Genomic DNA, 16,082 nt, shown 5'->3' on the forward strand with positions numbered 1-16,082 from the left:
CCTGGCTCATGATCGCTCTGCCCCTGGTGGGAGCGGCGGTCCTCCTGCTTGGCGGCCGGAGGACCGACAAGTTCGGCCACCTGCTGGGCGTGCTCATGGCCGTCGCGTCCTTCGTGGTGGCGGCGCTGTCGTTCGCGCAGCTGCTCGGCTTCGCCCCCGGCGAGCGCCGCCGCGGGATCGAGCTGTACGACTTCATCCCGGGCCTGGCGAAGGTGGGCCTGCTGGTCGACCCGCTCTCGATCTCGTTCTGCCTGCTGATCACCTTTGTGGGCTCGCTGATCCACATCTACTCGATCGGCTACATGGCGCACGACCCGAACAGGCGGCGGTTCTTCGCCTACCTCAACCTGTTCGTCGCGGCGATGCTCCTGCTGGTGCTGGCCGACAACTACGTGGCCCTGTTCGTCGGCTGGGAGGGCGTCGGTCTGGCGTCGTACCTGCTGATCGGGTTCTGGCAGCACAAGCCCTCGGCGGCGACCGCGGCCAAGAAGGCGTTCATCGTCAACCGCGTCGGCGACTTCGGCCTGCTGATCGGCATCTTCACGATCTTCGCGACGTTCCACACGCTGGCCTTCAACGACGTCCTCGCGAACGCCTCGAAGGCGTCCTCGGGCACGCTCACCGCGATCGGCCTGCTGCTGCTGGTCGGGGCCTGCGGCAAGTCGGCGCAGCTCCCGCTGCAGTCCTGGCTCCTCGACGCGATGGAGGGCCCGACCCCGGTCTCGGCCCTCATCCACGCCGCGACCATGGTCACCGCCGGCGTCTACCTGATCGTCCGGTCCGGCCCGATCTTCCAGGGCGCCGAGACCGCGCAGCTCGTGGTGACGATCGTCGGCGTCGCGACGCTGCTCGCCGGTGCGATCATCGGTACCGCCAAGGACGACATCAAGAAGGCGCTGGCCGGTTCGACGATGTCGCAGATCGGCTACATGGTGCTCGCCGCGGGCATCGGCCCGGCGGGCTACGCCTTCGCGATCGCGCACCTGATCACGCACGGCTTCTTCAAGGCCGACATGTTCCTCGGCGCGGGCTCGGTCATGCACGCCATGAACGACGAGGTCGACATGCGCAAGTACGGCGCGCTGCGCAAGGTCATGCCGGTCACGTTCGTGACGTTCCTCATCGGCTACCTGGCGATCATCGGGTTCCCGCTGCTGTCCGGCTACTTCACCAAGGACGGCATCATCGAGACCGCGATGGAGCACAACGCGATCCTCGGCTGGCTGGCCGTGCTCGGCGCGGGCATCACCGGTTTCTACATGTCGCGCCTGGTGTTCATGACGTTCTTCGGCGCCAAGCGCTGGGAGCCCACGGCTCACCCGCACGAGTCGCCCGCCGTCATGACCTGGCCGCTGATCATCCTGTCGGTCGGCGCGATCGGCCTGGGCGCGTTCCTGGTGCTGGGCAACCGGTTCATGACCTTCCTCTCGCCGGCCGTCGGCGCGCCGGAGGAGATGCCGTCGTTCCACCCGTTCAGCCTCACCGGTCTGGTCACGCTCGCGCTCGTCGCGATCGGCGCGGCCTTCGCCTGGGTCAAGTACGGCAGGGCCGAGGTGCCCGCGGTGGCCCCGCGCGGCTCGTTCCTCACCGCCTTCGCCCGTCGTGACCTGTACGGCGACGCCCTGAACGAGGCGCTGTTCATGCGCCCCGGCCAGTGGCTGACCCGCCTGGCCGTGTTCTTCGACAACCGCGGCGTCGACGGCCTCGTGAACGGCCTGGCCGCCGGCATCGGCGGCACGTCCGGGCGTCTGCGCAGGGTCCAGACCGGGTTCGTCCGCTCGTACGCGCTGTCGATATTCCTGGGTGCCGCCGTCCTGGCCGGTGCCTGGCTCGTCGTAGGGAACCTGTGATGCCCTGGCTTTCAACCCTGATGGGCGTGTCCGTACTCGGCGCGCTGGGCGTGACCCTTGTCCGCAACGACAAGCTCGCCAAGCAGTTCACCCTCGTGGTGTCGCTGATCGTGCTGGCGCTGACCGTCGCCATGGCGGTCCAGTTCAGCCCGAACGGCGACAAGTTCCAGTTCGCCGAGAAGTACGACTGGATTCCCGCGTTCGGCGTCCACTACGGCGTCGCCGTGGACGGCATCGCCCTGGTGCTGATCCTGCTGTCGGTGATCCTCGTGCCGATCGTGGTGCTCGCCTCCTGGCACGACGCCGAGGCCGGCAAGCGCTCGGTCCGGACGTACTTCTCGCTGCTGCTCGTGCTCGAGGCCATGATGATCGGCGTCTTCGCGGCGACCGACGTCTTCCTCTTCTACGTCTTCTTCGAAGCCATGCTGATCCCGATGTACTTCATGATCGGGTCGTACGGCGGGGCGCAGCGGTCGTACGCGGCCGTGAAGTTCCTGCTGTACTCGCTGTTCGGCGGGCTCCTGATGCTGGTGGCGGTGATCGCGCTCTACTCGATCGCCGGCAAGGGCACGTTCATGTTCACCGACCTGGTCGGGACCATCCAGGACGTGACGACGCAGAAGTGGCTGTTCCTCGGCTTCTTCATCGCCTTCGCGATCAAGGCGCCGCTGTGGCCGTTCCACACCTGGCTGCCGGACGCCGCCGCGCAGGCCCCGGCCGGCGCGGCCGTCCTGCTGGTCGGCGTGCTGGACAAGGTCGGCACGTACGGCATGCTGCGCTTCTGCCTCGAGCTCTTCCCCGACGCCGCGAAGTTCTTCACGCCGCTGGTCATCACGCTGTCAGTGATCGGCATCGTGTACGGCGCGATCGTGGCCATCGGACAGACCGACATGAAGCGGCTCATCGCGTACACCTCGGTGTCGCACTTCGGCTTCATCGCGATGGGCGTGTTCGCGATGACGACCAGCGCGGGCTCGGGCGCGACGCTCTACATGGTCAACCACGGCTTCTCGACCGGCGCGCTGTTCCTGAGCGCGGGCTTCCTCATCTACCGCAGGGGCTCGCAGTTCATCGCCGACTACGGCGGCGTGCAGAAGGTGGCACCGATCCTCGCCGGGACGTTCCTGGTGGCCGGTCTGTCCAGCCTCTCGCTGCCCGGTCTCAGCACGTTCGTCAGCGAGTTCATGGTGCTGACCGGCACCTACCAGCGGTACGTCGTCCCGGCCGTGATCGCGACGGTCGGCGTCATCCTCGCCGCGATCTACATCCTGTGGATGTACCAGCGGACGATGAACGGCCCGACGGCGGAGTCGGTCAAGTCGCTGCCCGACCTCAACGCCAGGGAGAAGTGGGTGGTGGCGCCGCTCGTCGCGCTGCTGCTGGTGTTCGGCTTCTATCCCAAGCCGCTGCTCGACGTGATCAATCCCGCCGTGAAGGACACGCTGTCGAGCGTCTCCGTCACGGACCCGAAGCCGGCCGTACCCGTTGCTCAGGAGGGCCAGTAGTGAACGGCACCATTCAGGCGCCGAGTATCGAGTACGCCCTTCTGGCGCCGGTGCTCGTCGTCTTCGGCGCGGCGATCGTCGGCGTGCTGGTGGAGGCATTCGCCCCGCGCTACCTGCGCTCGGCGATCCACCTGCCGCTCACGCTGCTGTCGCTGGCCGGCGCGTTCGCGCTGGCCGTCTGGCAGGCGGTCAAGGGCGTGCCCACCAAGCCCGCCGCGATGGGCGCGGTGGCCGTGGACGGCCCGGCCCTGTTCATCTGGGGCACGATCCTCATCCTCGCCTTCGTGAGCGTGCTGCTCATCAAGGACGAGGAGCACTTCGTCGGCTCCGCGGCGGCCGTGCCCGGCTCGGCCGAGGAGGAGCAGTCGCTCGTCGAGCGGGCCGCGCACACCGAGGTCTACCCGCTGCTGCTGTTCGCGGTCGGCGGCATGCTGCTGTTCCCGGCGGCCAACGACCTGCTCGTGGCGTTCGTCGCCCTCGAGGTCATGTCGCTGCCGTTGTACCTGCTGTGCGGCCTGGCCCGGCGCCGCCGCCTGCTGTCGCAGGAGGCCGCGGTCAAGTACTTCCTGCTCGGCGCGTTCTCCTCGGCCTTCTTCCTGTACGGCACGGCCCTGATCTACGGCTACGCCGGGTCGATCGACCTCGTGAAGATCAACCAGGCGCTGGGATCGGTCGGCGGCCAGGACACGCTGCTCTACATCGGCGCGGCCATGCTCGGCGTCGGCCTGCTCTTCAAGATCGGTGCCGCGCCGTTCCAGGCGTGGAAGCCGGACGTCTACCAGGGCTCGCCCACGCCCATCACCGCGCTGATGGCCTCCGGCACCCTGGTGGCAGCCTTCGGCGCGCTGCTGCGGGTGTTCTGGGTCGGCCTGGGCGGTCTCGACTGGGACTGGCGTCCGGTGCTCTACGGTGTGGCGATTCTCACGATGGTGGTCGGCGCAATCCTCGCGATCACGCAGACCGACATCAAGCGGATGCTCGCCTACTCGTCGATCGCGCACGGCGGCTTCCTGCTCATCGGTGTCGTCGCCACCGGCCAGACGCAGGCGGAGAACACCTCGGCCCTGTCGGGCCTGCTGTTCTACCTGGTGGCGTATGGTTTCACCACGGTCGGCGCGTTCGCCATCGTCACGATGGTGCGCGACGCGGGCGGTGAGGCGTGGCACCTGTCCCGTTGGGCCGGGCTGGGCAAGCGTTCGCCGCTGCTGGCCGGGACGTTCGCGTTCTTCCTGCTGGCCTTCGCCGGCATCCCGCTGACCAGCGGGTTCTTCGGAAAGTACGCGGTCTTCCAGGCGGCCGTCGCCAACGGCGCCACGCCGCTGGTCATCATCGGTGTGGTGGCCTCGGCCGTCGCCGCGTTCTTCTACGTCCGTGTGATCGTGCTGATGTTCTTCAGCGACCCGGCCGCCGACGGCCCGTCCGTCGTGCTGCCCTCGCGGGGGACCGCGGCTGTGGTCGGTATCGCGGCATTGGCTACGGTAGTTCTCGGGGTGTACCCCCAGCCCGTGCTGGACCTCGCGCACACGGCTGCACAGTCCCTGTTCGTTCGATAGGAGATTTCCGTATGGCCGCGCCGCCCGTAGTGGACATTCCTCTCGTCGACGAGCGGCTGGCCGACGACCTCGCAGGCGGGCTCGCGGCGGTGGAGAAGCTGCTGCGCTCGTCGGTCGAGAGTGAGGACGCCTTCGTCACCCAGACGTCCAGGCACCTCATCGAGGCGGGCGGCAAGCGGTTCCGGGCGATGCTCGTGCTGCTGGCCGCCCAGTTCGGCAACCCGGACGCCCCGGGCGTCGTGCCCGGGGCCGTCGTCATCGAGCTGACCCACCTGGCCACGCTCTACCACGACGACGTCATGGACGAGGCCCCGGTGCGCCGGGGCTCCCCGTCCGCCAACGCCCGGTGGGACAACACCGTGGCCATCCTCACCGGCGACTATCTGTTCGCCCAGGCGTCGGAGATCCTCGCCGACCTCGGCAGCGAGCTCATCCGGATCCAGGCGCGTACGTTCTCCCGCCTGGTGCGCGGCCAGATCCGCGAGACGATCGGGCCCGCCGAGGGCCGCGACGCGATCGCCCACTACATCAGCGTGCTGGCCGACAAGACCGGCTCCCTCATCGCCACCTCGGGCCGCTTCGGGGCCATGCTCGCCGGCGCTCCCGCCGACGTGGTCGAGCGCCTGACCGACGCCTGCGAGGCGATCGGCGTGGCCTGGCAGCTCGGCGACGACCTCATCGACGTGGCCGCGCCCACGGCCGACTCGGGCAAGACCCCGGGCACCGACCTGCGCGAGGGCGTCCGCACGCTCCCCGTGCTGTACGCCCTGGCCTCCGACGACCCCGCCGACTCCCGGCTGCGCACCCTGCTGTCGGGGCCCGTGGCCGAGGAGGACGTCGAGGAGGCGCTGACGCTGCTGCGGGCCAACCGGGCCATGGTCCAGGCCCGCGAGGAACTCATCCGCTGGATCGACCGGGCCAAGGAGGCCCTCGCCGGCCTGCCCGACATCCCGGCCCGTACGGCCCTCATCGCCCTGTGCGACTACGTCGTCGAGCGCACGGGCTGATCGTTTTTAGGGGATCATTGCCCGGATGAGGACCATCCGGTGTGCGGTCGTGTTGCCGGCGGCCGTGTCGCTCTCCCTGGCCGTGGCCGCCTGCGGCACACGTGCGGGCACATCCGCCGCCGTCCCGACTCCAGTGGATTCGACGCCTGTGGGCTCCATCGTGGTGGACAAGGACCAGGTCCTCACGTCTGGGGAGGGAGAGGGCTCGGCGCAAGCCCTGTTCGACGCCATCGCCGCGGCGGGTTCGCCCGAGCCGGGTTCGCCTGGGCCGGTTTCGCCCAAGGCGGGTTCGCCTGAGCCGGTTTCGTCCGAGCCGGCCTCGCCTGGGCCGGATGGGGAACGACCGGCCCCCACCCCCTCGGTGTCGCAGACGTTCCTCTCCTGGGTGTTGCCGAAGGGCGAGCCGATCCCGGTGCCCAACCGGGGTACCGGAGGTGCGAACCCGCGCCTGCTGCCGCGCATCGCCGAGGCCGCGTACGCCAGGGCGGAGGCGGCGCTGACCTGACGCCACCGTGGCCGCCCTGAGTGGCCGGCGGCCGAGCACGAGGTCCGAAAGGGCGCGCCGCTCGCGCTGCCGGTGTCTACTTCTGGTCGGCGAGCCACTCGTCGAACGTGGTCGGCGCGATGCGGGCGCCCTCGCCGGGCAGCAGCACGTCGCCGGCCATCTCCGTGCCGAAGAGTCCCGACCAGGTCGGCACGAGCTTCACCGTCCGGCCGCGTGCCGCGTAGGTGCGCCGGGCCATGTCGACGAGGTCCTGCGGCCCGGGACCGGCCACGTCGGCGTAGCGACCCCGCGGCTCGCCAACCGCGATCTCGGCGAGGACGTCGGCCACGTCCGCGGGCGCGATCGGCTGCACCAGCAGCGGCGCGATCGTGGCGACGCCGTCCTGCTCGGCCCACCCCGCCACCATCTCGGCGAAGTCGTGGAACTGCGCGAAGGGGACGATCGTCCACGGCACAGAACCCGCGGACACCAGGCGCTCCTGCTCCCGCTTGCCGGCGTAGTGGGCGTTGCCCTCCACCCGGTGGATGCCGATGATCGAGAGCAGCACGTGGTGGCGGACGCCCGCCCGCTCCTCGGCGGCCAGCAGGTTCCTGGTGGTCGTGCCGAAGTACGCCACCGACTCGTCCCGGTCGGTCGCCTCTGAGCTGATCGCGTCGACGACCGCCTCGACGCCGTCCAGGGCCTTGTCGAGCCCCTCGCCCGTCATCAGGTCCACGCCGAGGGAGCGGCTGATCCGTACGACGTCATGCCCGTCCCGTTCGAGAGCGGCGACGGTGAGCGACCCGATGTTCCCGGTGGCGCCGGCGACTGCGATACGCATGGTTTCTCCTTCGCTAGACGCCTCGGATGCTATCTCGGACAAAATAGATCTGCAATCTCTCCAATACACTGGAGGGCATGAAGCTGCCTGCGAGCACCGAGTGGGTGTTGCACTGCGCCGCCACGCTGGCGCAGCTCGAGCCGGGAGCCAGCGCGTCGGCGGCGCAGCTCGCGGAGTATTACGACGTTCCGGCCCCCTACCTGGCCAAGCAGTTGCAGGCGCTGGTCAGGGCCGGTGTCCTGGCCGCGATGACGGGCCCGCGAGGCGGGTTCCGGCTCGCGCGGGCGGTTTCCGACATCACGTTGCTACAGATCGTCGAGGCGGTCGACGGCGCCTCCTCGCCGTACGAGTGCCGCGAGATCCGCCAGCAGGGGCGGGGGGCGCTGCCTCCCGAGGACTGCCGGCGCATCTGCGTCATCGCCGAGAAGATGGCCGATGCGCACCGGGCGTGGCGGAGCAGCCTCGCAGGGGTCACGCTCGCCGACATCCTTGCCGAGCTGCCCTCCTCGGCGCCTGCCCGCACCCGGTCACGCCTGTCGGCGACACGCTGACGTCAGCGGCCGGCGAGGAGGTCGACGACGGGGGCGAGGGCGTCGGCGAAGAAGCCGTTGACGGTGATGTAGGACAGGCCCAGCGCGTCGCGGCGGCGCAGCAGCGTGTCGGCCATCTCGCGGGGCGAGCCGCGCAGCACGGCGGCGGCGTCCGCCGACGTGATGCTGAGCCCCTCGGGCACCCACGGGGGCGGCTCGTCGCCCACCTGGAGCAGGTTCATGCTCAGCTCGATGTCGTCGAACCTCGCCCCGGCCAGCTCCCGCAGCGTGCCGACGGGCCCGCGCAGGCCCTCCTCCGGCGTGTCGGCCGGTACGGCGAGCGCGACGATGTCCGCCTCCTCCGCGGCCAGCGCCAGCATGCGGCGGCCGGCGCCCGCGACCAGGATGGGCGGCCCCTGACGCTGCACGGTGGTCCTGCTCCCGGCGAAGGCCGTCCGCACCTCGCCGATCACCGACCGGACCAGCGCGACGCGCTCGCTCGCCGTGCCGTACGGCATGCCGAGCGCCCGGGCCTCCTCCTCGGCAGCCGGGCGGCCCGCTCCCACGCCGACCTCCAGCCGTCCACTGGACAGGAAGTCGAGCCCGGCGAGCTCGTGCGCGAGCTGCGGGGGATTGCGGTAGGGCGCGGCCAGCACGAACGTGCCCACGCGCAGCCTCGTCGTGACGGTGGCCGCGGCGGTCATCGCGAGCAGCGGCGGCAGCGTCCCCAGGGTGTCGGGGACGAGCAGGGTCGAGTAGCCGAGGTCCTCGGTGCGGCGGGCCGTCGCCGTCCACGCGGCGGCGTCCTGGGCCAGACCGGCGACGCTCCCGAAACGGAATTCCTTGCTCATGCCGCCGATCCTCGCCGTTCCGGCCGGTCCCGTCGTCCTCCCGCCGGAGGCGGACCCCGTACTCCGGGGGGCGTACTAGACGGTCTCGAGCGCGGCCGCGCGCTCCTGGCGGGAGATGCGGGCGGAGCGGACGCTGTCCCAGGTGAAGACGCTCAGCGCGAGCCAGACGACCACGAACCCGGCCCACCGGCTGGCGGGCATCGTCTCGTGGGCGATCAGCACCCCGCACAAGAACTGCAGCACCGGAGCGATGTACTGGAGCAGACCGATGACGGTGAGCGGAACCCGCAGCGCGGCGGCCGTGAAGAGCATCAGCGGCACCGCGGTGATGAGGCCGGACACGACCAGCAGCAGCGCGTGGCCGAGACCGTGGTTGGCGAAGGTCCCGGTGCCGTTCGACTGCAGGACGAGCAGGTAGCCCAGGGCCGGCACCAGCAGCACGAGCGTCTCGATCGTCAGGCTCTCCGCGCTGCCCACCCCCGCGGCCTTCTTGATCAGCCCGTACGTGCCGAAGCTGACGGCGAGCACGAGGGCGATCCAGGGAAGACGCCCGTAGTCGAGCGTCAGGATGAGGACAGCGAGCGTGCCGAGCCCGACGGCGATCCACTGCCACAGGCGCAGCCGCTCGCGGAAGATCAGCACTCCGAACAGCACGCTGACCAGAGGGTTGATGAAGTAGCCGAGCGCGCTTTCCACCACATGACCGGCGTTGACGGCGTAGATGTAGACGCCCCAGTTCACCGAGACCGTGACGGCCGCGAGGGCGAGGAAGATCAACTGGCGGCGCGTCATGGTGCGGATCCACGACCAGTGGCGGCGTACGGCGAGGATCGTGACCACCACGACCAGCGACCAGACCATCCGGTGGGCGAGGATCTCCACGGCGCCGGACGGCTTGAGCAGAGGCCAGTAGAGAGGGAACAGGCCCCACATGGTGTAGGCGGCGACGCCATATAGGACACCGCGGCGCGTATCAGGCATGAAGCCCATCTTCGCTGCTTACCTAGATTCAGCACAAATAAGGGTCTCTATGCCTGAGGTTTAGAGGCGCTTATGTAAGGAACAAGCCCGCCGGGCGTCTGGTTGGTGATGGCAGACCGGAAGGAAGGTGCGTGATGGGCTGGCTGTTCGGCACAGACAAGACGACGATGGTGGACCCCGCGGACGCCCTGCCGGGCCGTGCCGAGGTCATGCCGGTGGCCACCCGCCACCAGGTCCTCGGCGGGCCGCTGGCTCCGCCGTATCCCGAGGGTACCGAGATCGCCGAGTTCGGGCTGGGCTGCTTCTGGGGCGCCGAGCGTAAGTTCTGGCAGACCCCCGGCGTCGTCTCGACCGCCGTGGGCTACGCGGGCGGCTACACGCCCAACCCTACGTACGAGGAGGTCTGTACCGGCCTGACCGGGCACACCGAGGTCGTCCGGGTGGTCTTCGACCCGGCGGAGGTCTCGTACGAGGAGCTCCTCAAGGTGTTCTGGGAGGCCCACGACCCCACCCAGGGCATGCGCCAGGGCAACGACGTCGGCACGCAGTATCGGTCGGCCGTCTACACCCACGGTCCGGAGCAGGCCAAGGCGGCCGTGACGTCCCGGGACGCGTACCAGGAGGTGCTCACCAAGGCCGGGTACGGCGAGATCACCACCGAGATCGCCCCCGCCGGCGATTTCTACTTCGCCGAGGATTATCACCAGCAATACTTGTTCAAGGTGCCCAACGGCTACTGCGGCATCGGCGGCACCGGTGTCAACGCAGGTGACCCTTCGGCCTGGTGCCCGACTGGGCTGACGGCCTCTTCGGAGGAGTAGCCGGGATTGCTGAGACCTCCGGGTGGCGGTTCAGGCCTGCTCGGAGGTCTCGTTCTTGTCCTGGGCCACGAAGGAGCCCATGCCCGGGGTGGTGACGATGAGGCCGTCTTCGCGGAGCTTGGCGGTCACCTTGCGGATGGTCACGCGGGCGACGCCGAACTCGCCTTCCATCTGGACCTCGGAGATGAGGTAACGGGGCGGGTATTCGCCCGACTCGATGCGTGCGCGTACGACCTCGTAGATCTGCACCCACTTGGGTCGCGTCGGGTCGTAGTCGATCACTCGGCAACTGTAGGTAGTAGCCCCAGGAGGGGCATAGAAGCTCATAGCTATAGACAGATATATTTAGGCTCTGGCTGCGGGACATGACGGAGCTTGAGGAACTGGTAGCGGGCTTCCCCGGCTGGTCGATCTGGCGCAGCCGAGCGGATGACAGGCCGGGAGACTGGTACGCGACGCGGCGAGGCCATCGACTTACCCATGCCGAGCTCCTGGCCGGCGCTTGCATGACGGTAGCCGCTGAGACTCTGGATGAGCTGCGGCGTGCGCTTGACGAACAGACGGGCCGGTCGGCGGCGCAATGACGGCGGTGCAGGGAGGGTCGCGTCGGCTGGCCCACGATCTGGTGGAGGCCCAGAGTGGGACTGCCCGGGCATCGCGGTCCATCCGGGCATCGCGCTACGGAGCCGGAAACGGTTGGAGTGGCAGAACCAGCCTCGCGGCCCTTACCGAGTCATCGACCACACCTGTTGCTGCCAGGCAGTTGTCTACGAGCTGATCTGTGTCGGCGGCATCTACCAGGTCCACAAGGTCATCCAGTCTGACCCGCCTGAGCATACATACACCGGCGGCTGGAGAGGTGACGAAGCCCGCTATTGGTGGATGCGAATTCTGATGGGCTCAGCCCGCTGACGCCTGACTTCTGCTGACGAGAAGTGTCCTCCGATGGGCGCACCCTCGTGATCCGGTGCCAAGCGGACCCGGACCGCAGGGCCGCCAGGCCGAGGACCGGAAGCCGCGCGGCAGCCCGCCTTCGAGCACCCGCTTTAGGACAGTGGTGGCCGTACGGCTGGCATATACGGTGTGAGCTGCGCGAACCTCTTGGGTGGCCTGCGCCATCAGGGAGATCATCCCGTGCATGTCCCGCACTCGCCGCTTCTCAGTCCACCACAGGGTCCTGACAAGTGAGATACGGACGCTCCTGGTCAAGCCACTCAAGGCTCAGCCTGGCCCCCGTAGTCAGCTCGATCGTCGCCAGCGCTGCCGCTCGCCAGCTCTTGCCCCTCCTCCATCTGAAGTTTGGTGCCATGTCCATCAGCTCTGGCCAACGTGCCAGATTCGGCTCGTGCACCCATCTCTCGGGATACATGGCATCGACCATGAGCAGCGTCTCTCCATCAGCGGCGAAGCTGACGCGGTTGTTGGCGTTCACGTTCCAGTAGACGCTGTAAGCGCGAGCACCGGCGCTGAGACGCGGAAGCACCTGAGGATGGACGCCGCGGAACCCGTTGTACTCGAACAATTCGGTCACTGAACCGGACTGGCCCACCAGCACCGCCCAGGCGCCTTCGTCGGAGTAGTCGTCCTCGAAGCGCGCCGCCTCGTGGATCGCGTGACTCGCGCCGCCGCTCACCCGTTCGCCGATCTCGGTGAGAGCGAGCGGCTTTCCGTCGTCGGGTACGACAACGGTCCAGCAGATGCCGTTCTCCAGCCAATGATCCTTGAGTAGCCGCTGGTAGTAGCGATAAACCTCAGGGCTCGCAGGCCGGCCATCGCTCATGTCATGAAACTCCGTCACTCCGGGTGCTGGGATCGCAAGATCTTCGCAGATAGGTCCGACAAGATCGGATGTCAGGCAGCGAGAGACCGGGCTACCAGAGTGACGAGCTACGCGAAGGTCGAATCAGAGTTCAGAACTCACCGCCACGCCCTTCGTCTGCGGTGATCTTGGCCGTGACCCTGGCTTCCCAGATTCGGCGGTTCCAGGCGCGGCATGATTACAGCGCCCGCGCGGTCCTGGCTGATCCGGCAGTAGATCGCAGCTCTGCGCATGGGCCACATTGATCTCGCAGGAACCAGTCGGCCCGGAGCCCGGGCTGCCCCGGGCCGGCGCAGCCGCTCTCAGCGGGTTGCGATCAGCTGCCGCGCCGCGCGGCTGTCCGGGGCGGTCCCGCTGATTACACTCGATACATGAGCGTGATGCGCGAGGAACTCCACCACCTGGTTGATCGGCTGCCAGAGGAGAAGGTGGCTCCTCTGCTCAGGCTCGTCCGCGATCAGCTCGAAGAGCCGCCTGTGGTACGCGACCTGCCGTTCATCGGCATGCTCGAAGCGGAGCCGGATTTCGCGGAACGCTCGGAGGAGATTCTCCGCGCGGAGGACAATCACTCTTTGTGATCGTCATCGACTCGGGTCCGTTGGTTGCGGCCGTGAACGTCCGGGACCGCCATCATCAGGCCTGCGCCCGACTTCTGCGGACCCATCCAGGGCCCTTGCTCGTCCCCGCGAGCGTGGTCACCGAGGTATGCCAACTCGTCGAGAAGCGGCAGGGGAGCAAAGCGGAGGCGGCGTTTCTGCGCTCCTTTGGAGCAGGTCTGACCTTAGTGGATCTCGCAGAACGTGATCTGCAGCGTATGAGCGACCTGGTGGGGACGTACGCAAGTCTCCCACTCGGGGCGGTTGACGCCTCTGTGATCGCCATTGCTGAGCGACTCGGCGTCACGGAAGTGGCAACACTTGACCGCCGCCACTTCACCGTCGTCCGTCCTCACCACACCGGTGCGTTCATGCTGCTACCGGAACAGCTCTGAGCGCCGTCCCGCCCCGCGGTCCTGAGCAGTGATCTGTTGATCGAACGGCACGGGCGCGAGCCCGTCGGCCTCACCGCCGGCGAGGCGTAACCCTTCGAACCGATGGTCCGTAATTGCGGGCCATTGGAGTTTGAGAGCGGGCTCACGTGGTCCATGAGCTTGTCGACGGCGGCCCGGACAGCCAGATTCCCGGCACCTGATCGCGTTGTGGGCTGAGCCTTTGTTTGGACCGGCACTTGAGTCTCAAGTAACCGGAGACTTCAGGATCGATGCCGTGGGCGGCACGTGCTCGTTTTCGCCGTCCGCGACCCATCCGATCCGACTCCGGGAGAGCGCATTCCATGCCGCGATACGTGACGCCGTCCGCTGAGGATGGCAAGCGCCTCATCAACGACTTCATCGACGAGACTTTCGGTGGTCTGGACGCCAACCTGGACTTCGTCACCATGCTGCGTACGGTGGTGCCTGAGATGCCCGCCGCTCCCAGCCCTGAGCAGTTGGGCGCCTGGACGGAGCTGTCCGAGCTGGTCCGTGATGCCGACTTCAAGGCCAGGGTCCGCAGGATGGCCGAGCATCAGGCGGCTGAGAGGGCGGCCGGGGATCAGACCGGCCTGCACCACGAGGTGACCGAGCTGGTCCGGGAACGGGTGCGGCAGGCGCAGGCAGACGGGGTCGAGCCGGGTTCGCAGCAGGCGCGAATGGTGCTGGTCGAGCTGATCGTCGGATACACCGCGACATTCGGCCATTTCGACAGTGCCGAGTACCGCCGGAAGCTGCTGACTCGGCTGGAGATCGCCAATGATCCCCGTACGGAGCGGTACTTCGCCTTGCTGTCCACGATCAACGGCTGGCCGGCGCCGCCGAGCCTGGCGCCGGCGTTCGACTGGTTCACTCAGGCGCTCCGGCACCATCCCGTTCCCTAAAGGTCGGGTACGCGGGGGTCGAGTGCGGCGAGGAGCCAGCGGGCCGCAGGGACCGGATCGGGTTTCGGGGGCGTACCGTTGATCATGGCCAGCAGTTGCCAGTATCGGAAGACCCGAGGGTCGGCCCCGATGCGGATCCGCTCGGCGAGCCAGAGCCGGAACCCGGCGTCGTCGGACCGCCGGTGGGCCTGGGCGAAGACGGCGACCAGCTCGTTCACGATGGGCCGGGCCAGGGCGGAGACCGGCGGAATCCCGTCCGCCAGGGCGCGGCCGACGAGGTCCAGCGTGGCCTGCTCGGCTCGCGCCCAGCTCTCGTGGTCGCCGTGCTCGGCGCCGGAGGAGCGGTCCGTCGCGTGCCGCTCGAACGCCTCGCGTACGCTCTCCCGGAAGTGGGGGTCGCCGACCAGGTGCGCCAGCTCCAGCCACGCGTCGAGCTGCTCGACCGATGGGTCGTCGGGCAGGTCGGGCAGCATCGAGCGCAGGTGCGCGGCGAACGCGGGCTCCATGTCGAGCCCGCGAGTCGCTTCGGTCACGAGATCGGCCACCAGTTGCCGGCGCTGCTCCGCCGGTAGCCGGGCGAGCCGGTTCACGTGGGCGATTCCGGCCGTGCCGGTACGGCGGGTGGTGATGTAGCGCAACACTGCCTGGCGTACCCGCAAGGTCTGGATCTGGTCCTCCATGGCCGCGATCTGCCCGTCGGCGATCTCGTTCAGAGTCTGCGCGTCGGCGAGCACTCGTGTGATCGTCGCGATCTCGACGCCGAGATCTCGCAGCGTACGGACGAGTTCCAGCCGGTCCAGGGCGTCGTGATCGTAGAGCCGGTAGCCGCCGGCCGACCGGCCAGCTGGAGGTACCAGCCCTTCGTCGGAGTAGTACCGGACCGTCGGCACCGGCACCCCGGCGAGCCGAGCCACCTGGCCGATCGTGTAGAGCCCGTCGTCCTTCACACGTCCAGCCTGGCTTATCAGCCGCCCTTTCGGTGGGCCTGTGGGGGAGCGCGACCGGTGATGCCGTTGAGAGGTGGGAGGAGCTCTTCAGGCACGCCCTGGCGAATACATGGCGATGTCTTGAAGCTCTGCGCGCAGATCCACGCTCGCGAGCGAATGTCGAACGGCAGCGTCGCCTTCGAGTCGATCTCGGAGTTCGAGATCACGAGTGGAGGTCGTGTCCGCTACATCATTCGATGACGAGGCGCGAACAGTGTGGCTCGTCCATGCATCCCGACGGCATTCCAAGAACACCGATGCGTAGCTCGTCCTCGTGTATTTATTGCCTGAGGTGAAGGACTACCACCAGCAATACCTTTTCAAGGTGCCCAACGGCTACTGCGGCATCGGCGGCACCGGCGTCAGCTGCCCCGTCGGCCTGACCGCCGGCGAGGCGTCGCGCGGCAGCGGACCCCGGCACAGGGCATGGTGTCGGGGCCGCGACGAGCTGTATGGGTCAGGCGGTCTGGCTCAAGGTGACGTTGAATCCGAGTGCTTCCAGTTGCCGGACGTGGCTGCGTACCTTCCTGCCGGTGTCCAGCCGACTGAGGTGTTCGGCGTGGTGGTCTTCGAACCGTCCCGTCAGCGCCTCCACCAGCGCGGCGTGCTTGTGCTTCATCCGGCCGCGTGCCAGCTCGGCCAGAGCGCGGGGTGTCGTCTACCGCATCACCGACGACAAGTCGGTGGAGATCTGCGGGGTGTGGGCTGTCGGTGAGCGGGCCGACGCGGAAGTCTATGCTGAGGCGACGGTGAGGGTTCGCGAGGCGGGGACGGACCGTCTGGAGATTGTCCAGCTTAAAGCTCTTCTGAGCGCTAGGCCGTGTCTTCAATGTGATCTAGGTGTTGGATCATGACTTGGCGTGATTCGCCGGTACGAGTTGACCGATGAAGAGTGGGAGAAGCTGCAGGTTCTTCTCCCCTCCGGGCGGATGGGCCGTCC

General features: G+C 68.2%; 17 protein-coding genes and 1 pseudogene. 11 read left to right on the forward strand and 7 right to left on the reverse strand.

What is annotated here, in order from left to right; all coding sequences use genetic code 11:
- Window positions 1-8 precede the first annotated feature (8 nt).
- The 5 genes from nuoL to IL992_RS05915 are packed head-to-tail and all read left to right on the forward strand — an operon-like array spanning window position 9 to window position 6,420.
- Entirely contained in the window at window positions 9-1,850 is a 1,842-nt protein-coding gene (nuoL, locus tag IL992_RS05895) for an NADH-quinone oxidoreductase subunit L (protein ID WP_193202314.1), read from the forward strand.
- Window positions 1,850-3,355, forward strand: a complete 1,506-nt coding sequence (locus IL992_RS05900; RefSeq protein WP_193202231.1) for an NADH-quinone oxidoreductase subunit M — start codon at window positions 1,850-1,852, stop codon at window positions 3,353-3,355. Before nuoL ends, IL992_RS05900 begins: the two co-directional genes overlap by 1 nt.
- Complete coding sequence (gene nuoN, locus IL992_RS05905) at window positions 3,355-4,908, forward strand: NADH-quinone oxidoreductase subunit NuoN (RefSeq protein ID WP_193202232.1); 1,554 nt, start codon at window positions 3,355-3,357, stop codon at window positions 4,906-4,908. The genes IL992_RS05900 and nuoN overlap by 1 nt, the downstream gene beginning before the upstream one ends.
- An 11-nt stretch (window positions 4,909-4,919) precedes the next feature.
- Window positions 4,920-5,915, forward strand: a complete 996-nt coding sequence (locus IL992_RS05910; RefSeq protein ID WP_193202233.1) for a polyprenyl synthetase family protein — start codon at window positions 4,920-4,922, stop codon at window positions 5,913-5,915.
- Between the two features lie 25 nt (window positions 5,916-5,940).
- The gene (locus tag IL992_RS05915) at window positions 5,941-6,420 is read left to right on the forward strand and encodes a hypothetical protein (RefSeq protein WP_193202234.1); all 480 of its coding nucleotides are present in this window, start codon (window positions 5,941-5,943) and stop codon (window positions 6,418-6,420) included.
- A gap of 76 nt (window positions 6,421-6,496) precedes the next feature.
- Here the strand turns inward: IL992_RS05915 and IL992_RS05920 are convergent, their stop codons facing one another.
- Entirely contained in the window at window positions 6,497-7,240 is a 744-nt protein-coding gene (locus tag IL992_RS05920; protein WP_193202235.1) for an SDR family oxidoreductase, read from the reverse strand.
- 77 nt (window positions 7,241-7,317) lie between these two features.
- Here IL992_RS05920 and IL992_RS05925 point away from each other — a divergent pair, with 77 nt between their 5' ends.
- The gene (locus tag IL992_RS05925; RefSeq protein ID WP_193202236.1) at window positions 7,318-7,791 is read left to right on the forward strand and encodes an RrF2 family transcriptional regulator; all 474 of its coding nucleotides are present in this window, start codon (window positions 7,318-7,320) and stop codon (window positions 7,789-7,791) included.
- 2 nt (window positions 7,792-7,793) lie between these two features.
- On the opposite strand, the gene IL992_RS05930 is transcribed toward IL992_RS05925, so the two are convergent.
- Complete coding sequence (locus tag IL992_RS05930) at window positions 7,794-8,621, reverse strand: TIGR03621 family F420-dependent LLM class oxidoreductase (protein WP_193202237.1); 828 nt, start codon at window positions 8,619-8,621, stop codon at window positions 7,794-7,796.
- A 75-nt stretch (window positions 8,622-8,696) separates the two neighbouring features.
- Window positions 8,697-9,602: an EamA family transporter RarD gene (gene rarD / locus IL992_RS05935; RefSeq protein ID WP_193202238.1), complete on the reverse strand. Its 906-nt coding sequence runs from the start codon at window positions 9,600-9,602 to the stop codon at window positions 8,697-8,699.
- Between the two features lie 134 nt (window positions 9,603-9,736).
- On the opposite strand from rarD, the gene msrA reads away from it, so the two are divergent.
- Window positions 9,737-10,423 carry a peptide-methionine (S)-S-oxide reductase MsrA gene (msrA, locus tag IL992_RS05940; protein ID WP_193202315.1) on the forward strand — a complete coding sequence of 229 codons (687 nt, stop codon included), beginning with the start codon at window positions 9,737-9,739 and terminating at the stop codon, window positions 10,421-10,423.
- 30 nt (window positions 10,424-10,453) lie between these two features.
- On the opposite strand, the gene IL992_RS05945 is transcribed toward msrA, so the two are convergent.
- Together IL992_RS05945 and IL992_RS05950 are read right to left on the reverse strand one after the other, a co-directional pair.
- On the reverse strand, window positions 10,454-10,705 hold the full coding sequence (locus IL992_RS05945; protein ID WP_150935878.1) for a GntR family transcriptional regulator: 252 nt from the start codon (window positions 10,703-10,705) through the stop codon (window positions 10,454-10,456).
- Between the two features lie 877 nt (window positions 10,706-11,582).
- Window positions 11,583-12,203, reverse strand: a complete 621-nt coding sequence (locus tag IL992_RS05950; RefSeq protein ID WP_193202239.1) for a DUF6461 domain-containing protein — start codon at window positions 12,201-12,203, stop codon at window positions 11,583-11,585.
- A 410-nt stretch (window positions 12,204-12,613) separates the two neighbouring features.
- Between IL992_RS05950 and IL992_RS05955 the strand changes: the two genes are divergently transcribed.
- From IL992_RS05955 to IL992_RS05965, 3 genes are all read left to right on the forward strand, one after another.
- Window positions 12,614-12,820 (forward strand): hypothetical protein, encoded by a 207-nt coding sequence (locus IL992_RS05955; RefSeq protein WP_139579074.1) that lies wholly within the window; start codon window positions 12,614-12,616, stop codon window positions 12,818-12,820.
- Window positions 12,817-13,233 (forward strand): type II toxin-antitoxin system VapC family toxin, encoded by a 417-nt coding sequence (locus IL992_RS05960; RefSeq protein ID WP_193202240.1) that lies wholly within the window; start codon window positions 12,817-12,819, stop codon window positions 13,231-13,233. Before IL992_RS05955 ends, IL992_RS05960 begins: the two co-directional genes overlap by 4 nt.
- Before the next feature lie 341 nt (window positions 13,234-13,574).
- Entirely contained in the window at window positions 13,575-14,156 is a 582-nt protein-coding gene (locus IL992_RS05965) for a hypothetical protein (RefSeq protein ID WP_193202241.1), read from the forward strand.
- Here the strand turns inward: IL992_RS05965 and IL992_RS05970 are convergent.
- A complete protein-coding gene (locus IL992_RS05970) occupies window positions 14,153-15,103 on the reverse strand; it encodes a helix-turn-helix domain-containing protein (RefSeq protein ID WP_193202242.1) in 951 nt (316 codons plus the stop codon). The two genes, IL992_RS05965 and IL992_RS05970, sit on opposite strands and share 4 nt — an antisense overlap.
- 334 nt (window positions 15,104-15,437) lie before the next feature.
- Between IL992_RS05970 and IL992_RS45885 the strand changes: the two are divergent.
- Window positions 15,438-15,536: pseudogene (locus IL992_RS45885) on the forward strand (peptide-methionine (S)-S-oxide reductase MsrA); the annotation flags it as partial.
- 63 nt (window positions 15,537-15,599) lie between these two features.
- Here the strand turns inward: IL992_RS45885 and IL992_RS05975 are convergent.
- A complete protein-coding gene (locus IL992_RS05975; RefSeq protein ID WP_193202243.1) occupies window positions 15,600-15,761 on the reverse strand; it encodes a hypothetical protein in 162 nt (53 codons plus the stop codon).
- Window positions 15,762-16,082 lie beyond the last annotated feature (321 nt).

The organism is Microbispora sitophila, from assembly GCF_014892245.1.
Classification (GTDB): domain Bacteria; phylum Actinomycetota; class Actinomycetes; order Streptosporangiales; family Streptosporangiaceae; genus Microbispora; species Microbispora siamensis.

Coding starts and splice junctions, on each gene's coding strand:
- IL992_RS05955 (WP_139579074.1), top strand. CDS start 12,614: ATGAGCGTGATGCGCGAGGAACTCCACCACCTGGTTGATCGGCTGCCA.
- IL992_RS05900 (WP_193202231.1), top strand. CDS start 1,850: ATGCCCTGGCTTTCAACCCTGATGGGCGTGTCCGTACTCGGCGCGCTG.
- IL992_RS05910 (WP_193202233.1), top strand. CDS start 4,920: ATGGCCGCGCCGCCCGTAGTGGACATTCCTCTCGTCGACGAGCGGCTG.
- IL992_RS05920 (WP_193202235.1), bottom strand. CDS start 7,240: ATGCGTATCGCAGTCGCCGGCGCCACCGGGAACATCGGGTCGCTCACC.
- IL992_RS05950 (WP_193202239.1), bottom strand. CDS start 12,203: ATGAGCGATGGCCGGCCTGCGAGCCCTGAGGTTTATCGCTACTACCAG.
- msrA (WP_193202315.1), top strand. CDS start 9,737: ATGGGCTGGCTGTTCGGCACAGACAAGACGACGATGGTGGACCCCGCG.
- rarD (WP_193202238.1), bottom strand. CDS start 9,602: ATGCCTGATACGCGCCGCGGTGTCCTATATGGCGTCGCCGCCTACACC.
- nuoL (WP_193202314.1), top strand. CDS start 9: ATGATCGCTCTGCCCCTGGTGGGAGCGGCGGTCCTCCTGCTTGGCGGC.
- IL992_RS05930 (WP_193202237.1), bottom strand. CDS start 8,621: ATGAGCAAGGAATTCCGTTTCGGGAGCGTCGCCGGTCTGGCCCAGGAC.
- IL992_RS05925 (WP_193202236.1), top strand. CDS start 7,318: ATGAAGCTGCCTGCGAGCACCGAGTGGGTGTTGCACTGCGCCGCCACG.
- IL992_RS05965 (WP_193202241.1), top strand. CDS start 13,575: ATGCCGCGATACGTGACGCCGTCCGCTGAGGATGGCAAGCGCCTCATC.
- IL992_RS05915 (WP_193202234.1), top strand. CDS start 5,941: ATGAGGACCATCCGGTGTGCGGTCGTGTTGCCGGCGGCCGTGTCGCTC.
- IL992_RS05975 (WP_193202243.1), bottom strand. CDS start 15,761: ATGAAGCACAAGCACGCCGCGCTGGTGGAGGCGCTGACGGGACGGTTC.